Raw genomic sequence first — 19458 nt, 5'->3', positions numbered from 1 at the left:
TTCGAGAAGGCCATGTTTTTCACCATCACCCACCCGATGCACAGCCATCCCTACAATCCGGAGTTGTTGAGCGGCGACAGTATTGCCGCGGTGGCGGCGGCGGCCGAAGACGCGGGCTTTCATGGGTTCGGGTTCACCGACCACCCCGCGCCGTCCCAGCGTTGGTTAGAGGCGGGCGGACACGACGCGTTAGATCCTTTTGTCGCATTGGGTTTCGCCGCCGCTCGGACGACGCGGATACGATTGGTGCCCAATATCGTAGTGCTGCCGTATCGAAATCCGTTCGTGGTGGCCAAGTCTGGCGCGACGCTGGACCTGCTCTCGGATGGCAGATTCACACTTGCCGTCGGCGTGGGATACCTCAAGCGGGAATTCGCGGCACTCGGTGTGAACTACGACGAGCGCGCCGACTTGTTCGAGGAAGCCCTGCAGGTGATCCGGGCGATATGGACCGCCGACGATATTTCCTTTGAGGGCAAGCATTTCAGTGCGCGCGGCATCACCGCGCATCCGCGCCCGACCAGTCAGCCGCATCCGCCGATATGGATCGGCGGCAATACGGCGGCGTCGCGGCAGCGCGTCGCGCAGTACGGCGACGGATGGTGTCCATTCCCCGCTCCGGCCCAGTTGGCCGCGACCGCGGGCACCTCGGTCATTGACTCCGTGGAGCGCCTCGCCGAAGGCGTCGAAGATCTGCGCCGGCGATGCGATGCGGCAGGCCGAGACTGGTCGGCTATCGATATCACCTTCAGCAATTTCGAGGGGGGCAGTCCCGCCAGTGACGAGTTCGATGCCGGCGGCTACCTGAGCGGCCTGGAAAAGCTTGCGGCGATTGGCGTTAACTGGGTGCAGGTTCACCTACCCGGTGACAGCCTGGAGCACACGCTGGACAGCATCGACCGGTTCCGGTCGCTCGTCATCGACGTGATGTAGATGGACTTCTCGCAGGTCACACTCAGCGCCGACGACCAGGACTTCTTCGACAAGACCCGGGCATTCCTAGCCGAGCATGTCACCGACGAAGTGCGCCGGCGTGATCGCGAGTTCGGCGAAAACTTCGATGAGCGAGTGCATTTGGCACTGGGCGAAGCAGGTTATCTGGCCGCGGATTGGAAACTCGAGTCCGAAGGTGGATTCGACGCCGTGCGCCGCCGGATCTTCGAACTCGAGATCGCAAGGGCTCATACGCCTTGGTACCACTGGGGCACCACGTCCGTCGTCGCGCGGTTGGTGCAGCAGTTCGGCAGGCCGGAGCTCAGCCGACAGGTGTTGCCCGGAGTTCTGTCCGGCGAAATCCGGCTGTGTCTGGGCTACACCGAGCCGGAGGGCGGCTCCGACGTCGCGACCTGCAAGACCCGCGCGGTGCGGGAGGCGGATGGGTCGAGCTGGATCATTAATGGCTCCAAGATGTTCACGTCGAATGCGCAGAACGCCAGGTACGTCTTCCTGCTCACCAACACCGACCCGCAAGGGCCGAAACACAAGAACCTGACCATGTTTCTGGTGCCGCTGGATTCGACGGGCATCGAGATCCAGGGCATCCGCACTCTAGACGGCGATCGCACCAACATCGTCTTCTACAGCGACGTGCGCGTCGACGACTGCTATCGGATCGGCGAGGTCAACGGCGGCTGGACCGTGATGCGGGCGGCTCTGGACTCCGAGCACGGCATCGTCGATCCGGAAGACCATGGCCTGCAGAACATTGCGGCGATGTCCGGCCACGGCATGCTGATGGCCGAGGCTGTGGACACGGTCGCAGGTCTGGTCGCGGACGTAGCCGACGACTCGGTGAAGTACCGGCTGGGCCGCAGCTTTGCCCGGATCGAGGCGGCGCTGTCCACTCCGGGTATGTTCGGTCGTGTTGCGATGGCTCAGACGATGCGCGACATCTCCGGCGATTTGATGGACATCTTGGGGGCGGCATCGGCATTGCCGACCGATACTCCAGGTGCCGTCGGCGACGGTGCGGCGGAATATCTTTTCCGGCTGGCGCTACCGATGGGGATCTACGGCGGCACGCTCGAAGTGTTCCGCAACATGATCGCGCAACACAAGCTCGGGCTCGGACGTCCTACCTATCGGGCGTGAGCGGAAGCTCGGCGGCAACATCGACGCGGTCGGCGTCGAAGCTCAGAAACCCTTTGATACCAAGGCTTTCCGGAGGCGGCTCCGGGTAGCTCCAGGCGACGTCTTCGACGACGGTGTCGTTGCAGACCGCCGACCAGTACGTCGCCACGCCCTTGTAGTTGCAGTAGCTCGTCGTATCGGTTTGTCGTAGCAGGTCGGTGCGAACATGGGTGGGATCCACGTAAAGCCGCGGGTCGAGGGCCGTCTCGAAAAGGATGACGGTGTCGTGCGTATCCACCAGCACGGTGTCGCCGACCGACACCCGCAGCCGGCGCTTGGTTGGACGGCAGTCCACCCGGTGGTACGGATTCGGCGGGTAGTGGACGAGTTTGCGACCTTCTTCCAGCCAGGTGTCGACGGAATCCCATGGGACGTGGACGAAGCCGGGCGCCTCCGGCTCGGGTTCGGCCAGCAGTCCGGCGACTTCGTCAGCCGGGAAGACATAGCTCAGCGGGTGACCTTGCCGATGCACCATCAGCGCCCGTTCGGTGTCGATCACCACACTGCCTCGTCGAAAAGCCTGAATTCGTCGCGGATGTGGCTCGATATAGACGAGGTTGGTGGGTACTGCGGGAGCGAACCGTCCAGCTGGATCCTTGCTTAGCGGACCACGTCCGGCCACCAGACTCATGGTGTTCCTCCCATCGCTCGCAGCGGTGCATCCCGCTCCGGCATCAGTCGTCTCTACGTTACAAACTCCTCGAATCGCGGCCCGTCGGCTAGCTGCCGTTAACGGGCGCAGTACGGCGCGTCAGATGTGCATTGCATTGCTCGCATGCGTATTTCTCTTGGCTGACCGGCACCGTCTGCAAATGCCAGCATTGCGGACACCTCACGTTCGCGCCCGCCGCGGGCGCCGGGCCCAGGAGGCCCGCTTCGAAATTGAGTAGGGCAGCGAACTGCGGGGCGTTCATGATTGTGAAGCCCGTAGCGGTGAGAACCGAGAAACGGAAGTCAAAGGCGCCATGCGGCACGGTGGAGTAAACGAACTTCGTGTTTGGCCCTTCGATCGTCACATGGACGCGCCGGTCGTCGCTGTGGTCAGTCTTGGCGCCGGTGTTCTTGACCTTGGCGGTGAGCCCTCGCAGCGGAATGCGCGGAGCGTCCGTCCCGTAGCCCTTGATCAGCTCGGTCCTGGTGATGCGAAGCTCGTGGAACGAAGCGATGACACCATCCGCTCGGTTCTGTGCGCTCGGGTTAAAGCCGAGGACTTTCTTGATGGCGGCGGTATGCACGTAACGGCTTATGTAGGTCACCGCGAAACAGACGATGATTACGGGAGCAAAAGCAGCCTTACTAAAAATTAGTTGGTGAGATACACCTAATGCGGCCATGATGCCCATGCTGGCGCCGGCGAGGACGAGAATGACCAGCACCATGGCGACTTTGTATCCGGACCCCCCTGTCGCTTCACGCAGGACCTCCCGCTCGTTTTTATCGAGTTCGCTTCGGGGTCTGGCCATTGCTGAGTCCTTTCCAGCGAATGTGCTCCATCATGCGCCGTAGTCGATTGGGCTGGCCGACTATGCATAGGATCCGGCAGGACTCTTGAAAGATCCTTGGAGTTTCTTGCATCTGCGCCGTCGGCGCGCGAGCGGTCGGCGCCTCGACGACCGAAGCTTTCGTCGGGCGATCGCTACCAACATCTGCTCAAAATGTTTTGGCATTGGACCGCTGCACGGCCGCACATGAAATCTCCTGAGAAATAGGCGAATTCGCCGTTTGAGCGGAATACGAAAACGCTCGTTCGGCGTGCCCAGCTATTCGATGTAGACGTGGTCGTGGCGGGCGAACCACTCCCGACGCTCGTCGTCGGTGAGTTCGCCTAGGTGAGCGAGTCCCTCGAAGAACTGAGTCCTCGGCGCGGCGGGGGCGAACAGAACCTTTCCGTCGTGGAACTCGACCGTCCCGGAGAGGAGAAATAACGCCTCGGACATGGTGCGGTGCAAGTGCGGCGCGGGCCCGCCGCAGTTCGGCCCGAGTTCCACGCGGTAGAGGACGCGGTAGAGGACGTAGTCTCCGCCGGTCTGCTTCTGGTCGGCGAGATAGTGGTACTTGGCCTGGTTCGCCAGACGGCCCTGGTAATCGGGCGGTGCGTCACCGCGCCGAACCCAGGCGCTCGCCTCCGCCTGGTTCTTCGTATACCGGATTGGGGGATAGGGCGGTAGTTTTACCAAAATCCGTGTGCGCGCGCTACCGATGCCCGATAATTTCGGGACCAGCACACGGGGGAGGGTATTCAATGTCCTACCAACCGCCTCCCGGCAACTACCCACCGCCGCCGGGCAACCAACCTCCGCCCGGCAACTACCCGCCGCCGCCGGGCAACCAACCTCCGCCCGGCAACTACCCGCCGCCCCCGGGGGGCGCGGGCTATCCGCATGCGGGCTATGGACCGGTGGCCGGCGCGGTGGGCAACCTGCCGCAGCAGGCCTATGCGTCGTGGGGTATCCGCGTCGTCGCGTACGTGATCGACTTGCTCCCGGTCTGGGTCCTCTACGGTATCGGGGCTGGCATCCAGATGTCCGCCTCCGCCACCACCAGCTGCGTCTCCGGAGAATGCACGGGGCCTTCGCCCATGGCGTCGCTCGTTTACCTGTTTGTGTGGTTGCTGGCACTCGTGTATCAGCTCTGGAACCGGGGCTACCGCCAGGGCAAGACGGGTCAAAGCATCGGCAAGTCGGTGATGAAGATCAAGCTGGTGTCTGCGGCGACCGGTCAGCCGATCGGTTTCGGCATGTCGTTTGTGCGCGACCTCGCCCACATAGTCGACGCGATCATCTGCTACGTCGGCTTTCTTTTCCCGCTGTGGGACGCCAAGCGCCAGACCATAGCCGACAAACTGATTTCGACGGTGGTACTGCCGATCTCGTAGCGGCGATCACCGCCGGGCCTGATGGCGGCGATTCGCTGTGCCTAGCTCGACCGCGCTCTGTTGGATAGCCCGACGCTCCGTTTTAGCGACTGGTTAGGGTCGCACTCATGGCTGGACCGGTGGAAGGCATTAAGGTCGTCGAGCTCGGAGTTTGGGTGGCCGGGCCGGCCACCGGCGGCATCCTGGCCGACTGGGGGGCCGACGTCATCAAGATCGAGCCACCGACCGGCGATCCGGGCCGAATCTTCGGGCGGATGCTGGGCTGCGACCTCGGGGTCAACCCGCCGTTCGAAATGGACAACCGCTCCAAGTGCAGCATCGTGCTGGACCTCACCACCGCCGACGGCCGCGACACCGCATTCGAATTACTCTCCGACGCAGATGTTTTCGTCACCAATGTGCGCCCAGGAGCGCTGCAGCGGCTCGGGCTGGACTACGAGTCGGTACACGGACGGAACCAGCGGCTGGTCTACGGGCTGATCACCGGCTACGGCGAAACCGGCCCCGACGCCGACCGCGCGGCCTACGACGTGGCGGCGTTCTGGTCCCGCGGCGGTATCGCCCATCTGCTCACTCGGCCCGGCGACACGCCGCCGTTCCAGCGTGGCGGCATGGGCGACCACTCGGCGGGCATGACGTTGGCCGCGGCGGTGTGCGCGGCGCTGCTGGCCCGCGAGCGGACCGGTGAAGGACAACTGGTGACCACATCGCTGTACCGCCAGGGCGCCTACACCGTGAGCTTCGACCTCAACACCTACCTGCTCACCGGTCAACCGATCGCGGTCGGACAGCGGGAGTCGATGGGCAACCCGTGCATGAACAACTACGTCGCCGGCGACGGCCGGCGGTTCTGGATCGTCGGGCTACAGGTCGATCGGCATTGGCCCGCGCTGTGTCGCGCCGTCGGCCGGCCGGACTGGCTTACCGACCCGCAATACATCGACGCCCGATCCCGGGCCGCCAACGCTGTGCAGCTCATCGCCGCCTTGGACGAGATTTTCGCGACGAAGTCGCTGGACGAATGGGCTGCGGTCTTTGCAGAAGAGCCAGATTTCTTCTGGTCGCCGGTCAACACGCTCGAGGACATCGTTGCCGACGAGCAGTTTCATGCCGCCGGCGGGATCGTGCAGGTACCGTGCGGCCCGGAGACAAACGCCACTATCCCGATGGTCGCCACCCCTGCGGATTTCCATGGCACACCGTGTGCGCCGCGTTCTCCCGCACCGCAACTGGGGCAGCACACCGACGAAGTGCTCGCCGAACTCCAAACGCGCCGCGGGTTCTGACCGACCCCAATCGGACCTTTACAAATTTGCCTCGAAGTGTCACGCTGTCCGGTGAGCCGCGTCACCCGGTTGGGCCGCACGGTGCGGCGGTGACAGCCCATAACAAGCGCCCACGCCAAGCCATAGGCACCGATTCGTGGCAAGAGGAATGGATGGATGGTCCCTCTCACTTTCGACATCAGCGACTACCGGAAACGTGACACGGCAGGGCGACCTCGCGCCGATGCAGAGAGTCTGCGCTACCGACTCGACGTCGTGGCCGCGAGCCCGAGCGACGCCGTGCGGGCCGCCGGCGGGTGGATATATGACCGGGTGATGGCCGGTTGGCTGGTGACCGTGCTCCTGCCGGACGGCTGTGACGCCCGGCCGTTGCGGATCCTCGGGGCCGGGTCGGTGGATCTCGATTCGTGGTTCACCCGTCCCGCGAGCCAGGGTCTGGCGGTCAGCGCCGAGGTGTTCGCTGCGGACACGAGCGTTCAGGCCCGGGTGCTCAAGGCACTTGATCACCGGTCGACCGAAGTCGCGTTGTGGGGTGACGGCTGGCCGCTCGAGGTGGACCGCGGGATGGCCAGAGCGCAGCACGCGCTCAGCGACGCGGCGCGGGCCTTCAAAGGCTACGCCCTGGCGGCGGCCGGGATGGCCTGCGACGCAGTCGATCCCACTGAAACACTGTTGCGCGAAACCGCAACTGGCTTGCCGGTCGAATCGGAGCTGATCCGGCTTGGCTAGCAACATGAAGAAGTACCACCGGCATGCGCTGCTGTATCTGCACGAGACGATCGCCCTGGGGTCCGGGCGAAGCGACCGTTTCAGCGAGGTGTTTGCCGACATCTATCAGCCGATGATGGACGAGCTCGGCGCGCGACTGTTCGCGATCTGGGAATGTACCGCCTACAACGGTCACTGGCCGCAGGTGACGATCATTTGGGAGATCGACGGCTTCGCCGACTACGCACGGATCGGAGCCGCGCAGGCCCGCGGCGGCAGCCATGAGGTCGCGGCCGGGAAATGGTCGGCGTTTCTGGCCGACATCGGTGCGTCGGGGGAGGGGCGGATCATGTATCCCGGGCCGAGCAACAAAACGCTGGCTCAGCTACGGGAAGCTAATTTCGTTGCGCCGCTTGTGATTCAAGAGATCATGCAGACGAAGCCGGGGCGCCAGGACGATTACATCCGCGAGCTGGAGCGTTTGTACGTCCCATGGTCGGAGCGAACGGGCAAACGATGGCTGGGTTCGTTCACCACGACGTTCCGCTACAACGAGGTCATCCACTACTGGGCGCTGGACGGCGGCTGGGACTGCTTCGAGCAGCATTACCCGTCGTGGAAGGAGAACCCGCCCGCCGAGATCGTCACCTGGATGAGTGTGGCGCCGGCACTGCGCGACGGTTGGGAAGACTCGATTCTGCAAGCGCTGCCACCGTCGCCACTGCAGTGACGAGTCCCTCTGGCTTTCACTACGATCCTTTCGATGCAGAGGTGATGGCAAATCCGCTGCCCTACTACCGGATACTGCGTGACCAATATCCGGCGTATTACATGCCGCAGTGGGACACCTTCGCCCTCTCCCGTTTCGATGACATCTGGCAACTGCTAGAAGTGAACGACGGGACATTCGTTGCGTCAGAAGGGACTTTGCCCGCGGCCTCGGTTCTGGCCAGCCACAACAACGGGCCGGTCGACGACCCGCCGTTGCATCCGCTGCCGTTTCACGCGGTGTTCGACGCCGATCTGTATGGACAGATCCGCCGCGCGCATTCGCAACCGTTGCGGCCCCGGGCGGTTGCCGGACTGGAGGCAAGAATTCGCGCCCTGGCCAACGAGCGACTCGATCTGCTGTTGCCGCAGGGCTCCTTCGACCTGACCCAGGACTACGGCGGTGTCGTGGTGGCGTCCGTCGTGTGCGAACTACTGGGAATAACAACCGATCTCGCACCCGAGGTGTTGGCTGCCGTCAACGCCGGCAGCCTCGCCGAACCCGGCGTTGGCGTCGACACCGCAGAAGCCCGGCCCAACTATCTCGAGTTCCTGATACCCGTGGTCCGGCAGCGACGGGCCACCCAATCCGACAGTGCCCTACCAGTTGTCGACGGCTTGCTCGGCTATCGGCTGCCGGATGGCAGCGACCTCGATGACGTAGAGGTCGCGACCCAGATGCTGTGCATCTTCATCGGCGGGACCGAAACGGTGCCCAAGATCGTTGCCCACGGCTTATGGGAACTCAGCCAACGGCCCGAACAGTTGGCGGCGGTGCGCGCCGACCCTGCCGCCAATGTGGCGGTCGCGCGCGAGGAGATGCTTCGCTTCTGCGCGCCCGCGCAGTGGTTTGCCCGAACGGCCAGGAAGCCCTTCACAATTCACGGAGAAACCATCGAGCCGGGCCAACGCGTCATCACGCTGCTGGCTTCGGCCAACCGCGACGAGCGGGAGTATCCCGAACCCGACGAGTTCGTCTGGAATCGGCCCATCCGTCGCTCCTTGGCATTCGGCCGCGGCCAGCACTTCTGCATCGGCTACCACTTGGCCAGACTGGAAGTCGCGGTGTTACTCGAGGAATGGCTGCGGCGGGTCCCGGACTTCGCGATCCGAAGCGAGCAGGCCACCCGGCTACCGTCCAGCTTCCAATGGGGATGGAACAAGATTCCGGTGGAGGTTTGACATGTGGTCCTACCGGATCGTCGCGCCCTATTTGTTCGAGCGGACGCAGATCGCCGACAAGACCCCCGGCTCCCTGGCCGACGGTCAAGTGCTGCTGCGATTCGTTGCCGCCGGCGTGTGCGGAAGCGACCTGCCCGCGTTCCGCGGTGCCCGCGGCCGGCTGCCGGGAGACGACGGCCGCAGCGCAGCGGAAAAGGATGGTTTCCCGGTGCACGAAGTGGCCGGTGAGGTGATCGCCAGCCGCCATCCTGAACACCGGCCAGGCGACCGCGTGGTGGGCTGGGCCTCGGGATTCGACGGCCTGATGGAGCGCGTGGTCACTGACGGCGACGGGCTGGCACCCTACGAACCATCGCTGACTGCGGCGCAGGCGGTCGGGCTGCAACCGCTGGCGTGCGTCCTGTACGCCTGTGAGCAATTGCCGGACCTGGCCGGGCGTCGCGTCGCGATCATCGGTCAGGGCTCGATCGGGCTGCTGTTCTCCTACGTCGCCAAAGCCGCCGGGGCCAGGCGTGTCACCGGGGTCGATCCCCTCGACCGCGAAAAGCTTTCCAGCACATTCGGAGTCGACGACGTGGTGCGTGCCAGCAGCGATCGCTGGGTGAGCCAGCTGGCGGCCGCCGACCGCGCGGACATCGTCATCGAGGCCGTCGGCCACCAGGTGGCTACGCTGAGCCACGCCATCGCCGCGGCCGCGCCCGGCGGCACCGTCTTCTACTTCGGCGTTGCCGACGACGACTCCTACCCGATTAGTATGCGCACCATGCTGCGCAACAACCTGACGCTGAAATCCGGTGTGACGCTTGACAGGCGGCGGGTGCTGGAGCTCGCCGGGAAATTCGCCGCCGAGCATCCCGCGCTTTTGGGTGCATATCTGACGCACACGTTCGCCGTTGACGACGTGCAGGCCGCATTCGATCTGGCCAGTCGGCCGGACCCCGAGCGCGTCAAGATCGCGATCGCGGACTGAGCATGGCTGACAAGTCCGCGCCTTTCCGGAGCAACCTGCAGCGGGCGCTGAGCCAGAAATCCACACTGTGGGGTGGATGGATCACCGGCCCGACGTTGATCGGTCCCGAGGAATTCGCCCGCGCCGGTTACGACTACGTGGGTTTCGACGCCCAACATGGATACCTCGACGACGCCGACATCGCGCGGATACTCCGGCACATCGAACATCTGCCCATCGGCACCATGGTTCGCCTCCCCGACGCCGCCCCGGCTCCGATCGGGCGCGTACTGGACGCCGGTGCCGACGCCGTCGTCATCGCCATGATTGAATCGGCGGAGCAGGCGGCCGCGGCGGTGGCCGCCACCCGCTATCCGCCGCTGGGCAACCGCAGCTTCGGCCTGTTGCGCGCCAGCCTCGGCCACGACGCCGCTGCTCTGGCGTCCCGGGTGAGCGTCTTCGCAATGATCGAAACGGCGGCGGCGCTGTCCGACCTCGATCGAATCTGCGGCGTCGAGGGCCTGGCCGGAATCTATGTCGGACCCGCCGATCTGGCCATCTCGATGGGATTCGACGCCGTCGGGGCGACCACCAAGCCGGAAGTGCTGGACACGATCGTGCGCATCCATCGCACCGCCACAGCGGCCGGTCTGGTCGCCGGTGTCCACGCGGGAGAGGGCAAGGCGGGTAACGCCATGGGGCAGCTGGGATTTCGCATGGTCACGCTTGCCGCCGAATCGCAAGCGCTGCGGCGCGGCGCGGCGGACTATCTGCGCGAGGCGACGGCGCCATGAACGACGACCAGACTGCGATCCGCGAGCTGATCGCCCGCTACGCCCTCGCCCTTGACGCCGGTGACATCGACCAGTGCGTAGAACTGTTCACTGACGACGCCGAATTTCTGGTCTACGGGCGCGCTTTCGCCGGACACGACGGCATCGGCGACATGTTCCGCGCAGCGCCGCGCGGGCTGCATCTGACCGGAGTCTCGCGGATCGACGTGGACGGCGACACCGCGACGGCCCGATCGCAAGTGTTGTTCGTCAGGGCCGGCGACCTGCACCTGCGACCGGCCCTGTACGACGACGAGTTGATGCGCGACGGTGATCAGTGGTGGTTCCGGCGCAGACGATGCCGGTTCATCACCGGCGACGGCCTGTCGGACAGCCCGGAGGGTCCGTGACGATGACCGGTCGACGTGTGGCACTGGTGACCGGAGCAGCCGGCGGCCAGGGCTGGGCCATCACCGAAAGACTACGTGCACAAGGCTATTGCGTGGCAGCCTGCGACCTACAGTCCGACCGGATCGCCGCCGCGGTCGACGAGCTGGGCGACGACGAGGCGATCGGAATTGGACTTGACGTGACCTCGTCCCAACAGTGGGACGCGGCCGTCGAAACGGTTGCGGACCGATTCGGGTCGCTGACCACGCTGGTCAACAATGCGGGCGTGCTGCACCGCGCCTCATTGGCCGACGAAACAGCCGCGGACTTCGAAAACGCCTGGCGCGTCAACTGTCTGGGCGCATTCCTCGGCATGCATGCGGCCCTTGATCGACTGCGCGAGGTGGAAAACGCTGCCATCGTTAACATTTGCAGCACGGGCGCGATTCGCCCCTTTCCGCAGCACTGCGCCTATGGATCGTCGAAATGGGCGCTGCGCGGCCTGACTCAGACCGCGGCAGCCGAACTGGCTCCGTTCGGTATCCGCGTCAACGCGGTGTTCCCCGGGCCGATCGCGACCCCAATGCTCGACGATGCGACCCAGCAGCGGCTGGTGCAGACCTCGACGTTCGGCCGGCTCGGCCGTCCCACCGAAATTGCCGACGCTGTTGCGTTTCTGGTTTCCGAGCAAGCCTCCTTCATCACCGGCTCAGAACTCGTCGTCGACGGCGGACAATGCCTGCAGATCCGCTGAGTGTGGGCGGCATCGGCGCCGGACCGGAAGCCCCATGACCGAATTGGACGCCGTCGATCGGCTCGCTCCGGTGCTGCGCGCGGTCGCCGTCACCCGGACCGTCTTTACCGCCGAAGCGATCCCGCTGATCCGGGAGTCGATGAATGAGCGCCGCCTCGCCGCCGCCCGACAGGACATCGGGGTGACCATCGAAGAACTGCGGGCCGCAGGTTCGGTGCCGGTGCGAATCTATCGAGGCGGAACTGCGCCGTCACCCGTCGTCGTCTATTGCCACGCAGGCGGATTCGCCTTGGGCGATCTCGAGACCGACCACCGGCAGTGCCTGGAGCTCGCGCACCGGGCCCGCTGCTCGGTGGTGTCGGTCGACTATCGGCTGGCACCGGAGCACCCGTACCCGGGCGCACTTGACGACGCTGTCGCGGTGCTGGAATGGACTGCCGCCACGGCGGCGCAACTGGGTTTCGACGCCGCGCGGCTGGCCGTCGCGGGCAGTAGCGCCGGTGCGACCCTGGCCGCATGCCTGGCGCAGCGGGCAGCTGCAGGCTCGTCGCCGCCGCTAATATTCCAGCTGCTGCACCAACCGGTGCTCGATGACCGCCCGACCGCATCCAGGGCGGAATTTCGGGCGACGCCGGCCTTCGATGGCGAGGCGGCCGATCTGATGTGGCGCCATTATCTGGCTGGACAGCGCCCGTCGCCGACTGCGGTACCTGCCAGGGCAGGTGAATTGCGTGGTTTACCACCGGCTTTGATCACCTGTGCCGAGATCGACCCTTTTCGCGACGAAGCGGTCGAATATGCGCTGCGGCTGCTGCGCTGCGGAGTTTCCACCGAACTCCACGTATTTCCCGGCGTCTGCCACGGATTCGATTCGCTGCTGCCCGACTGGTCGGTCTCCCAACAGCTTTTCGCGCTACAGGGAGACGCGCTTGCCAGAGCGTTCCAGCGCGACCTACCCCCGCGCGAGCAGACATAGAATCGCCCAATTTGCAGTCCAATTGGGCGATTCTGCGTCTGCTCGCCGTTAGAAAGTGATCAGCTGGCGTACCGCGGTGCCGTCGGCCAGGTGATCCATCGCCTCGTTGATGTCGTCCAGCCGAATCGTCGACGACACCAGTGCCTCCACCGGCAGCCGGCCCGCCTGCCACAACGCGACGAATCGGGGGATGTCGCGGCTGGGCACCGCCGAGCCCAGGTAGCTACCTATCAGCGATCGGCCCTCGGCGACAAAGCCCAACGGCGACACGCTGATTCGGGCAGCCGGCGGCGGCAGCCCCACGGTGACGGTGCGACCGCCCGGGGCGGTGAGCCCGATCGCGGACTCCAGCGCGGCGGGATGGCCGACAGCCTCGACTACCACGGTGGCCTTGACGCCCGCGTCGGCGGCCTGCTGGGGCGTGTAGGTCTCGTGTGCTCCTAAACGCCTTGCCGCCGAAAGCTTTTCGGGCAATTGGTCGACGGCGACAACGCGAACGTCGTCGTAGGTCAGGGCGGTGAGGACTGCCGCCATTCCGACACCGCCAAGGCCGACGACGGCCACCGTCTGACCGGGGCGGGGATTGCCGACGTTGAGCACGGCGCCACCGCCGGTCAGCACCGCGCAACCGAGCAGGGCCGCGACCTCGGGCGGCACCTCGGGGGGCACCGCGACCGCACTGGCCCGGTTGACCACCGCGTAGGTCGCAAACGCCGAGACGCCCAGATGGTGGTGCACCTGCTGGCCCGCCCGGGCGAGCCGGATCCCGCCCCCCAGCAGTGTTCCGGCGGTATTGGCGGCGCTGCCCGGTTCGCATGGCGTCAGACCCTCGGTCGCACAGGCCGCACAATGGCCGCAACGCGGTAAGAACACCAGCACGACCCGCTCACCGACCGCGATGTCGGTGACGCCGGGACCGACCGCTTCGACGATTCCGGCCGCTTCATGGCCGAGCAGCATCGGCACCGGCCGCACCCGGTTGCCGTCCACCACCGACAGATCGGAGTGGCAAACGCCCGCGGCCTCGATGCGGACCAGCACCTCATCGCTGCCCGGATCGTCGAGCTCGAGATCGGCGATGCTGATCGGCCGGGATTCGGCGTAGGGCCGGGCCGAGCCCACCCGCTCCAGTACCGCGCCCCGAATGTGAAACATGTTGGAATACAACCATGACTACGCAGCCGGGGGTTCCGTCGGTGTCACCCACTCCGGACAAGCTGACCAGCAAAGACTTCCCGGTGCTGTGGCCGGTCGGAACCCGGTGGGCCGACAATGACATGTTCGGTCACCTCAACAATGCCGTCTACTACCAGCTGTTCGACACCGCGATCAACGCGTGGATCAACACGAGTACCGGGCTTGACCCGCTCAGCACGCCCGCGCTGGGCATCGTCGCCGAATCCGGCTGTCGCTACTTCTCCGAGCAGCATTTCCCGGAAGGCCTCGTAATCGGACTCGCGGTGACCCGGCTAGGACGCAGCAGTGTCACCTATCGGCTCGGTGTCTTCCGCAACGCGCGGGTCGAACAGGTCACCGATGAGGCCCAGCCGATCACCGCGCTCGGCCATTGGGTGCACGTTTACGTCGATCGGGTCACCCGCAAAGCGGTCCCGATTCCCGACGTCATTCGATCCCTGTTGGAGCCGGCCTGCGTACCGCAGTAGCGCAAAACGTCGGTGCGGAAGATAGTGTCGCGCACCACGCTTTATGCTTCGCAAATGCCCGTTCTGAGCAAGACCACCGAGGTCGACGCCGACGCCGAGTCGATCATGGCCATCGTGGCCGACTTCGAGGCATACCCGCAGTGGAACGAAGGGGTCAAAGGCGCTTGGGTGCTCGCCCGCTACGACGACGGGCGTCCCAGTCAACTGCGGCTGGATACTGACATTCAAGGCATTGCCGGTACCTATATCCAGGCCGTCTACTACCCCGCGGTCAACCAGATTCAAACCGTGATGCAGCAGGGCGACCTGTTCAGCAAGCAGGAGCAACTGTTTAGCGTCGTCCAGGTCGGGGACAAGTGCTTGCTGACGGTGGACCTGGACGTCGAGCCCAGCATGCCGGTGCCCGCACAGATGGTGAAGATGCTCCTCAACAACGTGCTCGACGCCCTTGCCGAAAACCTCAGGAAGCGCGCCGAGCAGCTAGCGGCCAGTTAGATCTGATGGTGGCGACCCGCTTCGCCCGGCTGCGCCGCGCTCGCGATCGCCACAGGCGGCTAGCGGAAGATTCCCTCGCGTTCCAGGGTTTCCTTCAGCCGGCGCGCACCATCCGTGAATTGCCAAACGGTGTGCTCGATGACCGCGGCGGTGTCGCGCCGCCGCAGGGCCGCGATCAACTGCCGGTGGTTGTCGACCGCCGCCGCACCCCATTGCGGATCGGACGCATATACCAGTACCGGCATGTAGCGCGCGGCATTCAGCAGAAACCAGGCCAACTTGATTCGGCGGCTGGCGTGGTTGAAGACACGATGAAACGAGAACTCCATCGCCGCGATCGTGTCGGCGTCGCCCGAGTCGACCGCCCCTGCCAGCGCATTGTTCATGCGGTCAAGCTCGTCGATCTCGAGGTCGGTGATGTGGTCGGTGGCCGCCGCGGCCAGTTCCCGGGCGATGGTGGACTGCAACCAGAAGATGTCGTCGAGGTCCTGCGGGGTCAACGGCACGACGACGTGACCGCGGTGCGGCTCCAGCTGCACCATGCCCTCGCCGCGCAGTTTCAGCAGCGCTTCGCGCACCGGCGTGATGCTCACTCCGAGTTCGGCCGCGGTCTCATCGAGTCGGATATATGTGCCCGGACGCAGCTTTCCGGACATGATCGCTGCCCTCAAATGGCCCGCCACCTCGTCGGACAACTGTGCGCGACGCAGCGGCCGCCGGTTACGCGGCCGCGCTGATAGGGGTGCGTTCACGTCGGCTGCCAGGACTTTCAGGGTGTAATCGGGTCTTGTCTTCGGGGTACCAACGCCACTAGTGTGACCCAGACAACACCAAGTTTTATCAAATATCAACCCGGCGCAAGCGGTGCTTGAGTGAAGGGGAGGAATCGGGTGACCGCGCAACTGGCCAGCCACCTGACCGACCACCAGCACGCCCAAGAGCAGCCCTACCTGGCCCGTCGGCAGAACTGGGTCAACCAGCTCGAGCGGCACGCCATGATGCAGCCGAACGCAACGGCGCTGAGGTTCCTGGGCCACACGTTGACGTGGGGGCAATTGCGGCAGCGGGTCGCGGCACTGGCCGATGCGCTGAGCCGGCGCGGGGTCGGCTTCGGCGATCGGGTGATGATCCTGATGCTCAACCGCACCGAATTCATGGAAGGCGTGCTGGCCGCCAACATGCTCGGGGCCATCGCGGTCCCGCTGAACTTCCGACTCACCCCGGCCGAAATCGCCTTCCTGGTCGAGGATTGCGAAGCGCGGGTGATGATCACCGAAGCCGTGCTGGCTCCGGTGGCGACCGCGGTTCGAGACATCCAGCCGCTGCTGAACATGATCGTCGTCGCCGGTGCCTCGCCCGACGACGCAGCGTTGGGCTACGAAGACCTGATCAACGAGAAAGACCTGATCAACGAGACCGGTGACGCACACCAACCGGTCGACATCCCGAACGACTCGCCGGCGCTGATCATGTACACCTCGGGCACCACCGGCCGCCCGAAGGGCGCCGTGCTCACCCACACGAACCTGGCCGGGCAGACCACGACCGTGCTTTACACAAGCGGTGTGGACCTCAACAGCGACGTCGGTTTCATCGGTGTCCCGTTGTTCCACATCGCCGGAGTCGGCAACATGCTGACTGGGATGCTGCTCGGCGTTCCCACGGTGATCTATCCGCTCGGCGCGTTCGAGCCGGGGCCGCTGCTCGACGTGCTGGCGGCAGAAAAGGTCACCGGCATCTTCCTGGTTCCCGCGCAGTGGCAGGCGGTCTGCGCCGAGCAGAAGGCACGGCCCCGGGACCTGAAATTGCGGGTGATGTCGTGGGGGGCCGCTCCGGCGCCGGACGCTTTGCTGCGCGAGATGTCGGCGATCTTCCCCGGCACCCAGATTCTGGCCGCGTTCGGTCAGACCGAGATGTCGCCGGTCACCTGCATGCTGCTGGGCGAAGACGCCATCCGTAAGCGGGGATCGGTCGGGAAGGTGATCCCGACGGTCGCTGCCCGTGTGGTCGACGAGAACATGAACGACGTTCCCGTCGGCGAGGTAGGTGAAATCGTCTACCGGGCACCGACAATGATGAGCGGCTACTGGAACAACCCGGAGGCGACGGCCGAAGCGTTCGCAGGTGGTTGGTTCCATTCCGGAGACCTCGTCCGGATGGACGAGGACGGCTACGTCTGGGTGGTGGACCGCAAGAAGGACATGATCATCTCCGGCGGCGAGAACATCTACTGCGCTGAGGTCGAAAACGTCCTTGCGAGCCATCCCGGCATTGTCGAAGTTGCCGTCATCGGCCGCGCTCACGAGAAGTGGGGTGAGGTGCCGATCGCGGTGGCGGCTGTAACGCAGAAGGGCCTTCGGCTCGAAGACCTTGGTGAGTTCCTGACCGAACGGCTCGCGCGCTACAAGCACCCGAAGGCGCTCGAGATCGTTGACGGGCTGCCTCGCAACCCTGCCGGAAAGGTGCTCAAGACTGAACTACGGGTGCGCTACGGAGCCCGGGAGGAGCCTGAAAGTTCTTCTGCACCAAGAGATTCGACGTAAAGAAAGGGTGGCCGAAACATTCTGTAACGTTTGCCTGCTGTTGACGAAGGGTTAATTGTGCGGATCCCATTCACACGTGAAGTGCCATCGGGTACATTCCTGTGGTCTCCGTTACTACCAGCGGGTAGGGAGCCGATGGTCACACACGGAGTGACGATCGCCAGCGCGGCAAGGCCGGGCGCAGCGGGTCGCCACCATCGACGAGGGGTCGGGCAAGGAGGAGGCGTGCGACAGGATCCGCCGCGGCGCCGCGAAACGCGAGGTGCGCCGGCGTGAGGGGGCACCTGTGACGACGACGTCGGGGCGGCCGAGCGCGATCGGGTGGGCCCGTGACCAGCTAGAGACACCGCTGACCCTGATCGGTGGCTTCTTCCGGATGTGCGTCCTGACCGGAAAAGCGCTGTTCCGCCTGCCGTTTCAGTGGCGAGAGCTGCTCGAGCAGTGCTGGTTCATCATGCGGGTGGCTTTCCTGCCGACCATCATGGTCTCGATCCCGTTGACCGTGCTGCTGATCTTCACGCTCAACGTTCTGCTCGCCCAATTCGGTGCCGCCGACCTCTCCGGCGCGGGCGCAGCGATCGGCGCGGTCACCCAGCTGGGCCCCTTGACGACAGTGCTCGTAGTAGCGGGGGCCGGCTCCACCGCCATCTGCGCCGACTTGGGCGCCCGCACCATCCGTGAAGAGATCGACGCCATGGAGGTGCTTGGCATTGACCCCATCCACCGGCTGGTGGTCCCCCGCGTGATCGCCGCGACCCTGGTCGCCACACTGCTCAACGGTCTGGTGATCACGGTCGGTTTGGTGGGCGGCTACCTCTTCGGGGTTTACCTGCAGAACGTGTCGGGCGGCGCCTACCTCGCCACGCTGACCACCATTACCGGCATGCCGGAGGTGGTCATCGCCACGGTCAAGGCCGCGACGTTCGGACTGATCGCCGGCCTGGTGGGCTGCTACCGCGGCCTGACCGTCCGCGGCGGGTCCAAAGGCCTGGGCACCGCCGTCAACGAGACCGTGGTGCTGTGCGTAGTCGCCCTGTACGCGGTCAATGTCATCCTCACCACGATCGGTGTGCGGTTCGGGACGGGGCACTGACATGTCGACAGGCACGGTGGTACGGTCCCGCTTCCCGCGGGCAGTTGAAAACGTCAAGCGCTACGGCGGCGCCTTCAACCGCGGACTGGACGAGGTCGGCCAGATCGCCTGGTTCACTCTGGTCAGCCTGGGGCAGATTCCGCACGCGCTGCACTTCTACCGCAAGGAGACGCTGCGGCTGATCGCGCAGATCGGTATGGGCACCGGCGCGATGGCCGTCGTCGGCGGCACCGCCGCAATCGTCGGTTTCGTGACGTTGTCCGGTAGCTCGCTGGTCGCCATTCAGGGTTTCGCATCGCTGGGCAACATCGGCGTCGAAGCGTTCACCGGGTTCTTCTCCGCGCTGATCAACGTGCGCATCGCCGGTCCGGTGGTCACCGGCATCGCGCTGGCGGCCACGGTCGGCGCCGGCGCCACGGCCGAGTTGGGGGCCATGCGGATCAGCGAGGAGATCGACGCCCTGGAAGTGATGGGCATCAAGTCGATCTCGTTCTTGGCGTCCACCCGGATCGTGGCCGGGCTGGTGGTGATCATTCCGTTGTACGCGCTGGCGATGATCATGTCGTTCCTGTCGCCGCGGATTGTCACGACGGTCCTGTACGGACAGTCCAACGGAACCTACGACCACTACTTCCGGACCTTCCTGCGTCCCGATGACGTGTTCTGGTCGTTCCTGGAAACCATCATCATCGCGGCGGTCGTGATGGTGACCCACTGCTACTACGGGTACAACGCCGGTGGCGGCCCGGTCGGGGTGGGTGAGGCCGTGGGCCGCTCGATGCGTCTTTCGCTGGTGTCCGTGCAAGTGGTAGTCCTGTCCGCCGCGTTGGCGTTATACGGCGTCAACCCCAACTTCGCTCTAACGGTGTAGC

General features: G+C 65.1%; 22 protein-coding genes. 17 read left to right on the top strand and 5 right to left on the bottom strand.

The features are described from left to right. The first annotated feature begins 12 nt into the window (after nt 1-12). Together AC5Y21_RS07285 and AC5Y21_RS07280 are read left to right on the top strand one after the other, a co-directional pair. Nucleotides 13-933, top strand: coding sequence for an LLM class F420-dependent oxidoreductase (locus AC5Y21_RS07285; RefSeq protein WP_499910795.1), 921 nt, complete (start codon nt 13-15; stop codon nt 931-933). Then, on the top strand, nt 934-2091 hold the full coding sequence (locus tag AC5Y21_RS07280) for an acyl-CoA dehydrogenase family protein (protein WP_499910793.1): 1158 nt from the start codon (nt 934-936) through the stop codon (nt 2089-2091). Here the strand turns inward: AC5Y21_RS07280 and AC5Y21_RS07275 are convergent. From AC5Y21_RS07275 to AC5Y21_RS07265, 3 genes are all read right to left on the bottom strand, one after another. Continuing rightward, on the bottom strand, nt 2075-2761 hold the full coding sequence (locus AC5Y21_RS07275) for a DUF427 domain-containing protein (protein WP_499910791.1): 687 nt from the start codon (nt 2759-2761) through the stop codon (nt 2075-2077). The two genes, AC5Y21_RS07280 and AC5Y21_RS07275, sit on opposite strands and share 17 nt — an antisense overlap. A gap of 88 nt (nt 2762-2849) precedes the next feature. After that, complete coding sequence (locus tag AC5Y21_RS07270) at nt 2850-3593, bottom strand: hypothetical protein (RefSeq protein WP_499910789.1); 744 nt, start codon at nt 3591-3593, stop codon at nt 2850-2852. A gap of 297 nt (nt 3594-3890) precedes the next feature. Next, a complete protein-coding gene (locus tag AC5Y21_RS07265; RefSeq protein ID WP_499910949.1) occupies nt 3891-4310 on the bottom strand; it encodes a cupin domain-containing protein in 420 nt (139 codons plus the stop codon). A gap of 62 nt (nt 4311-4372) precedes the next feature. Between AC5Y21_RS07265 and AC5Y21_RS07260 the strand changes: the two genes are divergently transcribed. The 10 genes from AC5Y21_RS07260 (at nt 4373) to AC5Y21_RS07215 (ending at nt 12791) form a co-directional block, all read left to right on the top strand. Then, complete coding sequence (locus tag AC5Y21_RS07260) at nt 4373-5005, top strand: RDD family protein (RefSeq protein ID WP_499910787.1); 633 nt, start codon at nt 4373-4375, stop codon at nt 5003-5005. A 107-nt stretch (nt 5006-5112) separates the two neighbouring features. Continuing rightward, nucleotides 5113-6291 carry a CaiB/BaiF CoA transferase family protein gene (locus AC5Y21_RS07255; protein WP_499910785.1) on the top strand — a complete coding sequence of 393 codons (1179 nt, stop codon included), beginning with the start codon at nt 5113-5115 and terminating at the stop codon, nt 6289-6291. A 156-nt stretch (nt 6292-6447) separates the two neighbouring features. Further along, nucleotides 6448-7020, top strand: coding sequence for a hypothetical protein (locus AC5Y21_RS07250; RefSeq protein WP_499910783.1), 573 nt, complete (start codon nt 6448-6450; stop codon nt 7018-7020). A 4-nt stretch (nt 7021-7024) separates the two neighbouring features. Then, nucleotides 7025-7729: an NIPSNAP family protein gene (locus tag AC5Y21_RS07245; protein ID WP_499910782.1), complete on the top strand. Its 705-nt coding sequence runs from the start codon at nt 7025-7027 to the stop codon at nt 7727-7729. Nucleotides 7730-7773: 44 nt separating this feature from the next. Beyond that, nucleotides 7774-8949 carry a cytochrome P450 gene (locus AC5Y21_RS07240; RefSeq protein ID WP_499910780.1) on the top strand — a complete coding sequence of 392 codons (1176 nt, stop codon included), beginning with the start codon at nt 7774-7776 and terminating at the stop codon, nt 8947-8949. Nucleotide 8950: 1 nt separating this feature from the next. After that, a complete protein-coding gene (locus tag AC5Y21_RS07235) occupies nt 8951-9919 on the top strand; it encodes a zinc-binding dehydrogenase (RefSeq protein ID WP_499910778.1) in 969 nt (322 codons plus the stop codon). Between the two features lie 2 nt (nt 9920-9921). Further along, nucleotides 9922-10692 carry an HpcH/HpaI aldolase family protein gene (locus AC5Y21_RS07230; protein ID WP_499910777.1) on the top strand — a complete coding sequence of 257 codons (771 nt, stop codon included), beginning with the start codon at nt 9922-9924 and terminating at the stop codon, nt 10690-10692. Continuing rightward, nucleotides 10689-11081: a nuclear transport factor 2 family protein gene (locus AC5Y21_RS07225; RefSeq protein WP_499910775.1), complete on the top strand. Its 393-nt coding sequence runs from the start codon at nt 10689-10691 to the stop codon at nt 11079-11081. The genes AC5Y21_RS07230 and AC5Y21_RS07225 overlap by 4 nt, the downstream gene beginning before the upstream one ends. A gap of 2 nt (nt 11082-11083) precedes the next feature. Then, nucleotides 11084-11815: an SDR family NAD(P)-dependent oxidoreductase gene (locus tag AC5Y21_RS07220; protein WP_499910774.1), complete on the top strand. Its 732-nt coding sequence runs from the start codon at nt 11084-11086 to the stop codon at nt 11813-11815. A 34-nt stretch (nt 11816-11849) separates the two neighbouring features. Next, entirely contained in the window at nt 11850-12791 is a 942-nt protein-coding gene (locus AC5Y21_RS07215) for an alpha/beta hydrolase (RefSeq protein WP_499910772.1), read from the top strand. A gap of 48 nt (nt 12792-12839) precedes the next feature. On the opposite strand, the gene AC5Y21_RS07210 is transcribed toward AC5Y21_RS07215, so the two are convergent. Then, nucleotides 12840-13946: an alcohol dehydrogenase catalytic domain-containing protein gene (locus tag AC5Y21_RS07210; protein ID WP_499910770.1), complete on the bottom strand. Its 1107-nt coding sequence runs from the start codon at nt 13944-13946 to the stop codon at nt 12840-12842. 14 nt (nt 13947-13960) lie between these two features. Here AC5Y21_RS07210 and AC5Y21_RS07205 point away from each other — a divergent pair, with 14 nt between their 5' ends. Next, a complete protein-coding gene (locus tag AC5Y21_RS07205; protein WP_499910768.1) occupies nt 13961-14455 on the top strand; it encodes an acyl-CoA thioesterase in 495 nt (164 codons plus the stop codon). 54 nt (nt 14456-14509) lie between these two features. Continuing rightward, a complete protein-coding gene (locus tag AC5Y21_RS07200; protein ID WP_499910766.1) occupies nt 14510-14950 on the top strand; it encodes an SRPBCC family protein in 441 nt (146 codons plus the stop codon). A 59-nt stretch (nt 14951-15009) separates the two neighbouring features. Here the strand turns inward: AC5Y21_RS07200 and AC5Y21_RS07195 are convergent, their stop codons facing one another. After that, on the bottom strand, nt 15010-15702 hold the full coding sequence (locus AC5Y21_RS07195; RefSeq protein WP_499910764.1) for a GntR family transcriptional regulator: 693 nt from the start codon (nt 15700-15702) through the stop codon (nt 15010-15012). 138 nt (nt 15703-15840) lie between these two features. Here AC5Y21_RS07195 and fadD5 point away from each other — a divergent pair, with 138 nt between their 5' ends. From fadD5 to AC5Y21_RS07180, 3 genes are all read left to right on the top strand, one after another. Continuing rightward, nucleotides 15841-17493, top strand: a complete 1653-nt coding sequence (fadD5, locus tag AC5Y21_RS07190; RefSeq protein ID WP_499910763.1) for a fatty-acid--CoA ligase FadD5 — start codon at nt 15841-15843, stop codon at nt 17491-17493. Nucleotides 17494-17869: 376 nt separating this feature from the next. Next, nucleotides 17870-18586, top strand: a complete 717-nt coding sequence (locus tag AC5Y21_RS07185) for an MlaE family ABC transporter permease (protein ID WP_499910947.1) — start codon at nt 17870-17872, stop codon at nt 18584-18586. Between the two features lies 1 nt (nt 18587). Continuing rightward, nucleotides 18588-19457 (top strand): MlaE family ABC transporter permease, encoded by an 870-nt coding sequence (locus tag AC5Y21_RS07180; RefSeq protein WP_499910761.1) that lies wholly within the window; start codon nt 18588-18590, stop codon nt 19455-19457. The last annotated feature ends 1 nt before the right edge of the window (nt 19458 follow it).

This window comes from Mycobacterium sp. NGS41 (genome assembly GCF_059812725.1).
Note: the sequence above shows the minus strand (reverse complement) of the source record. Positions and strands in the feature narration are given on the sequence as shown.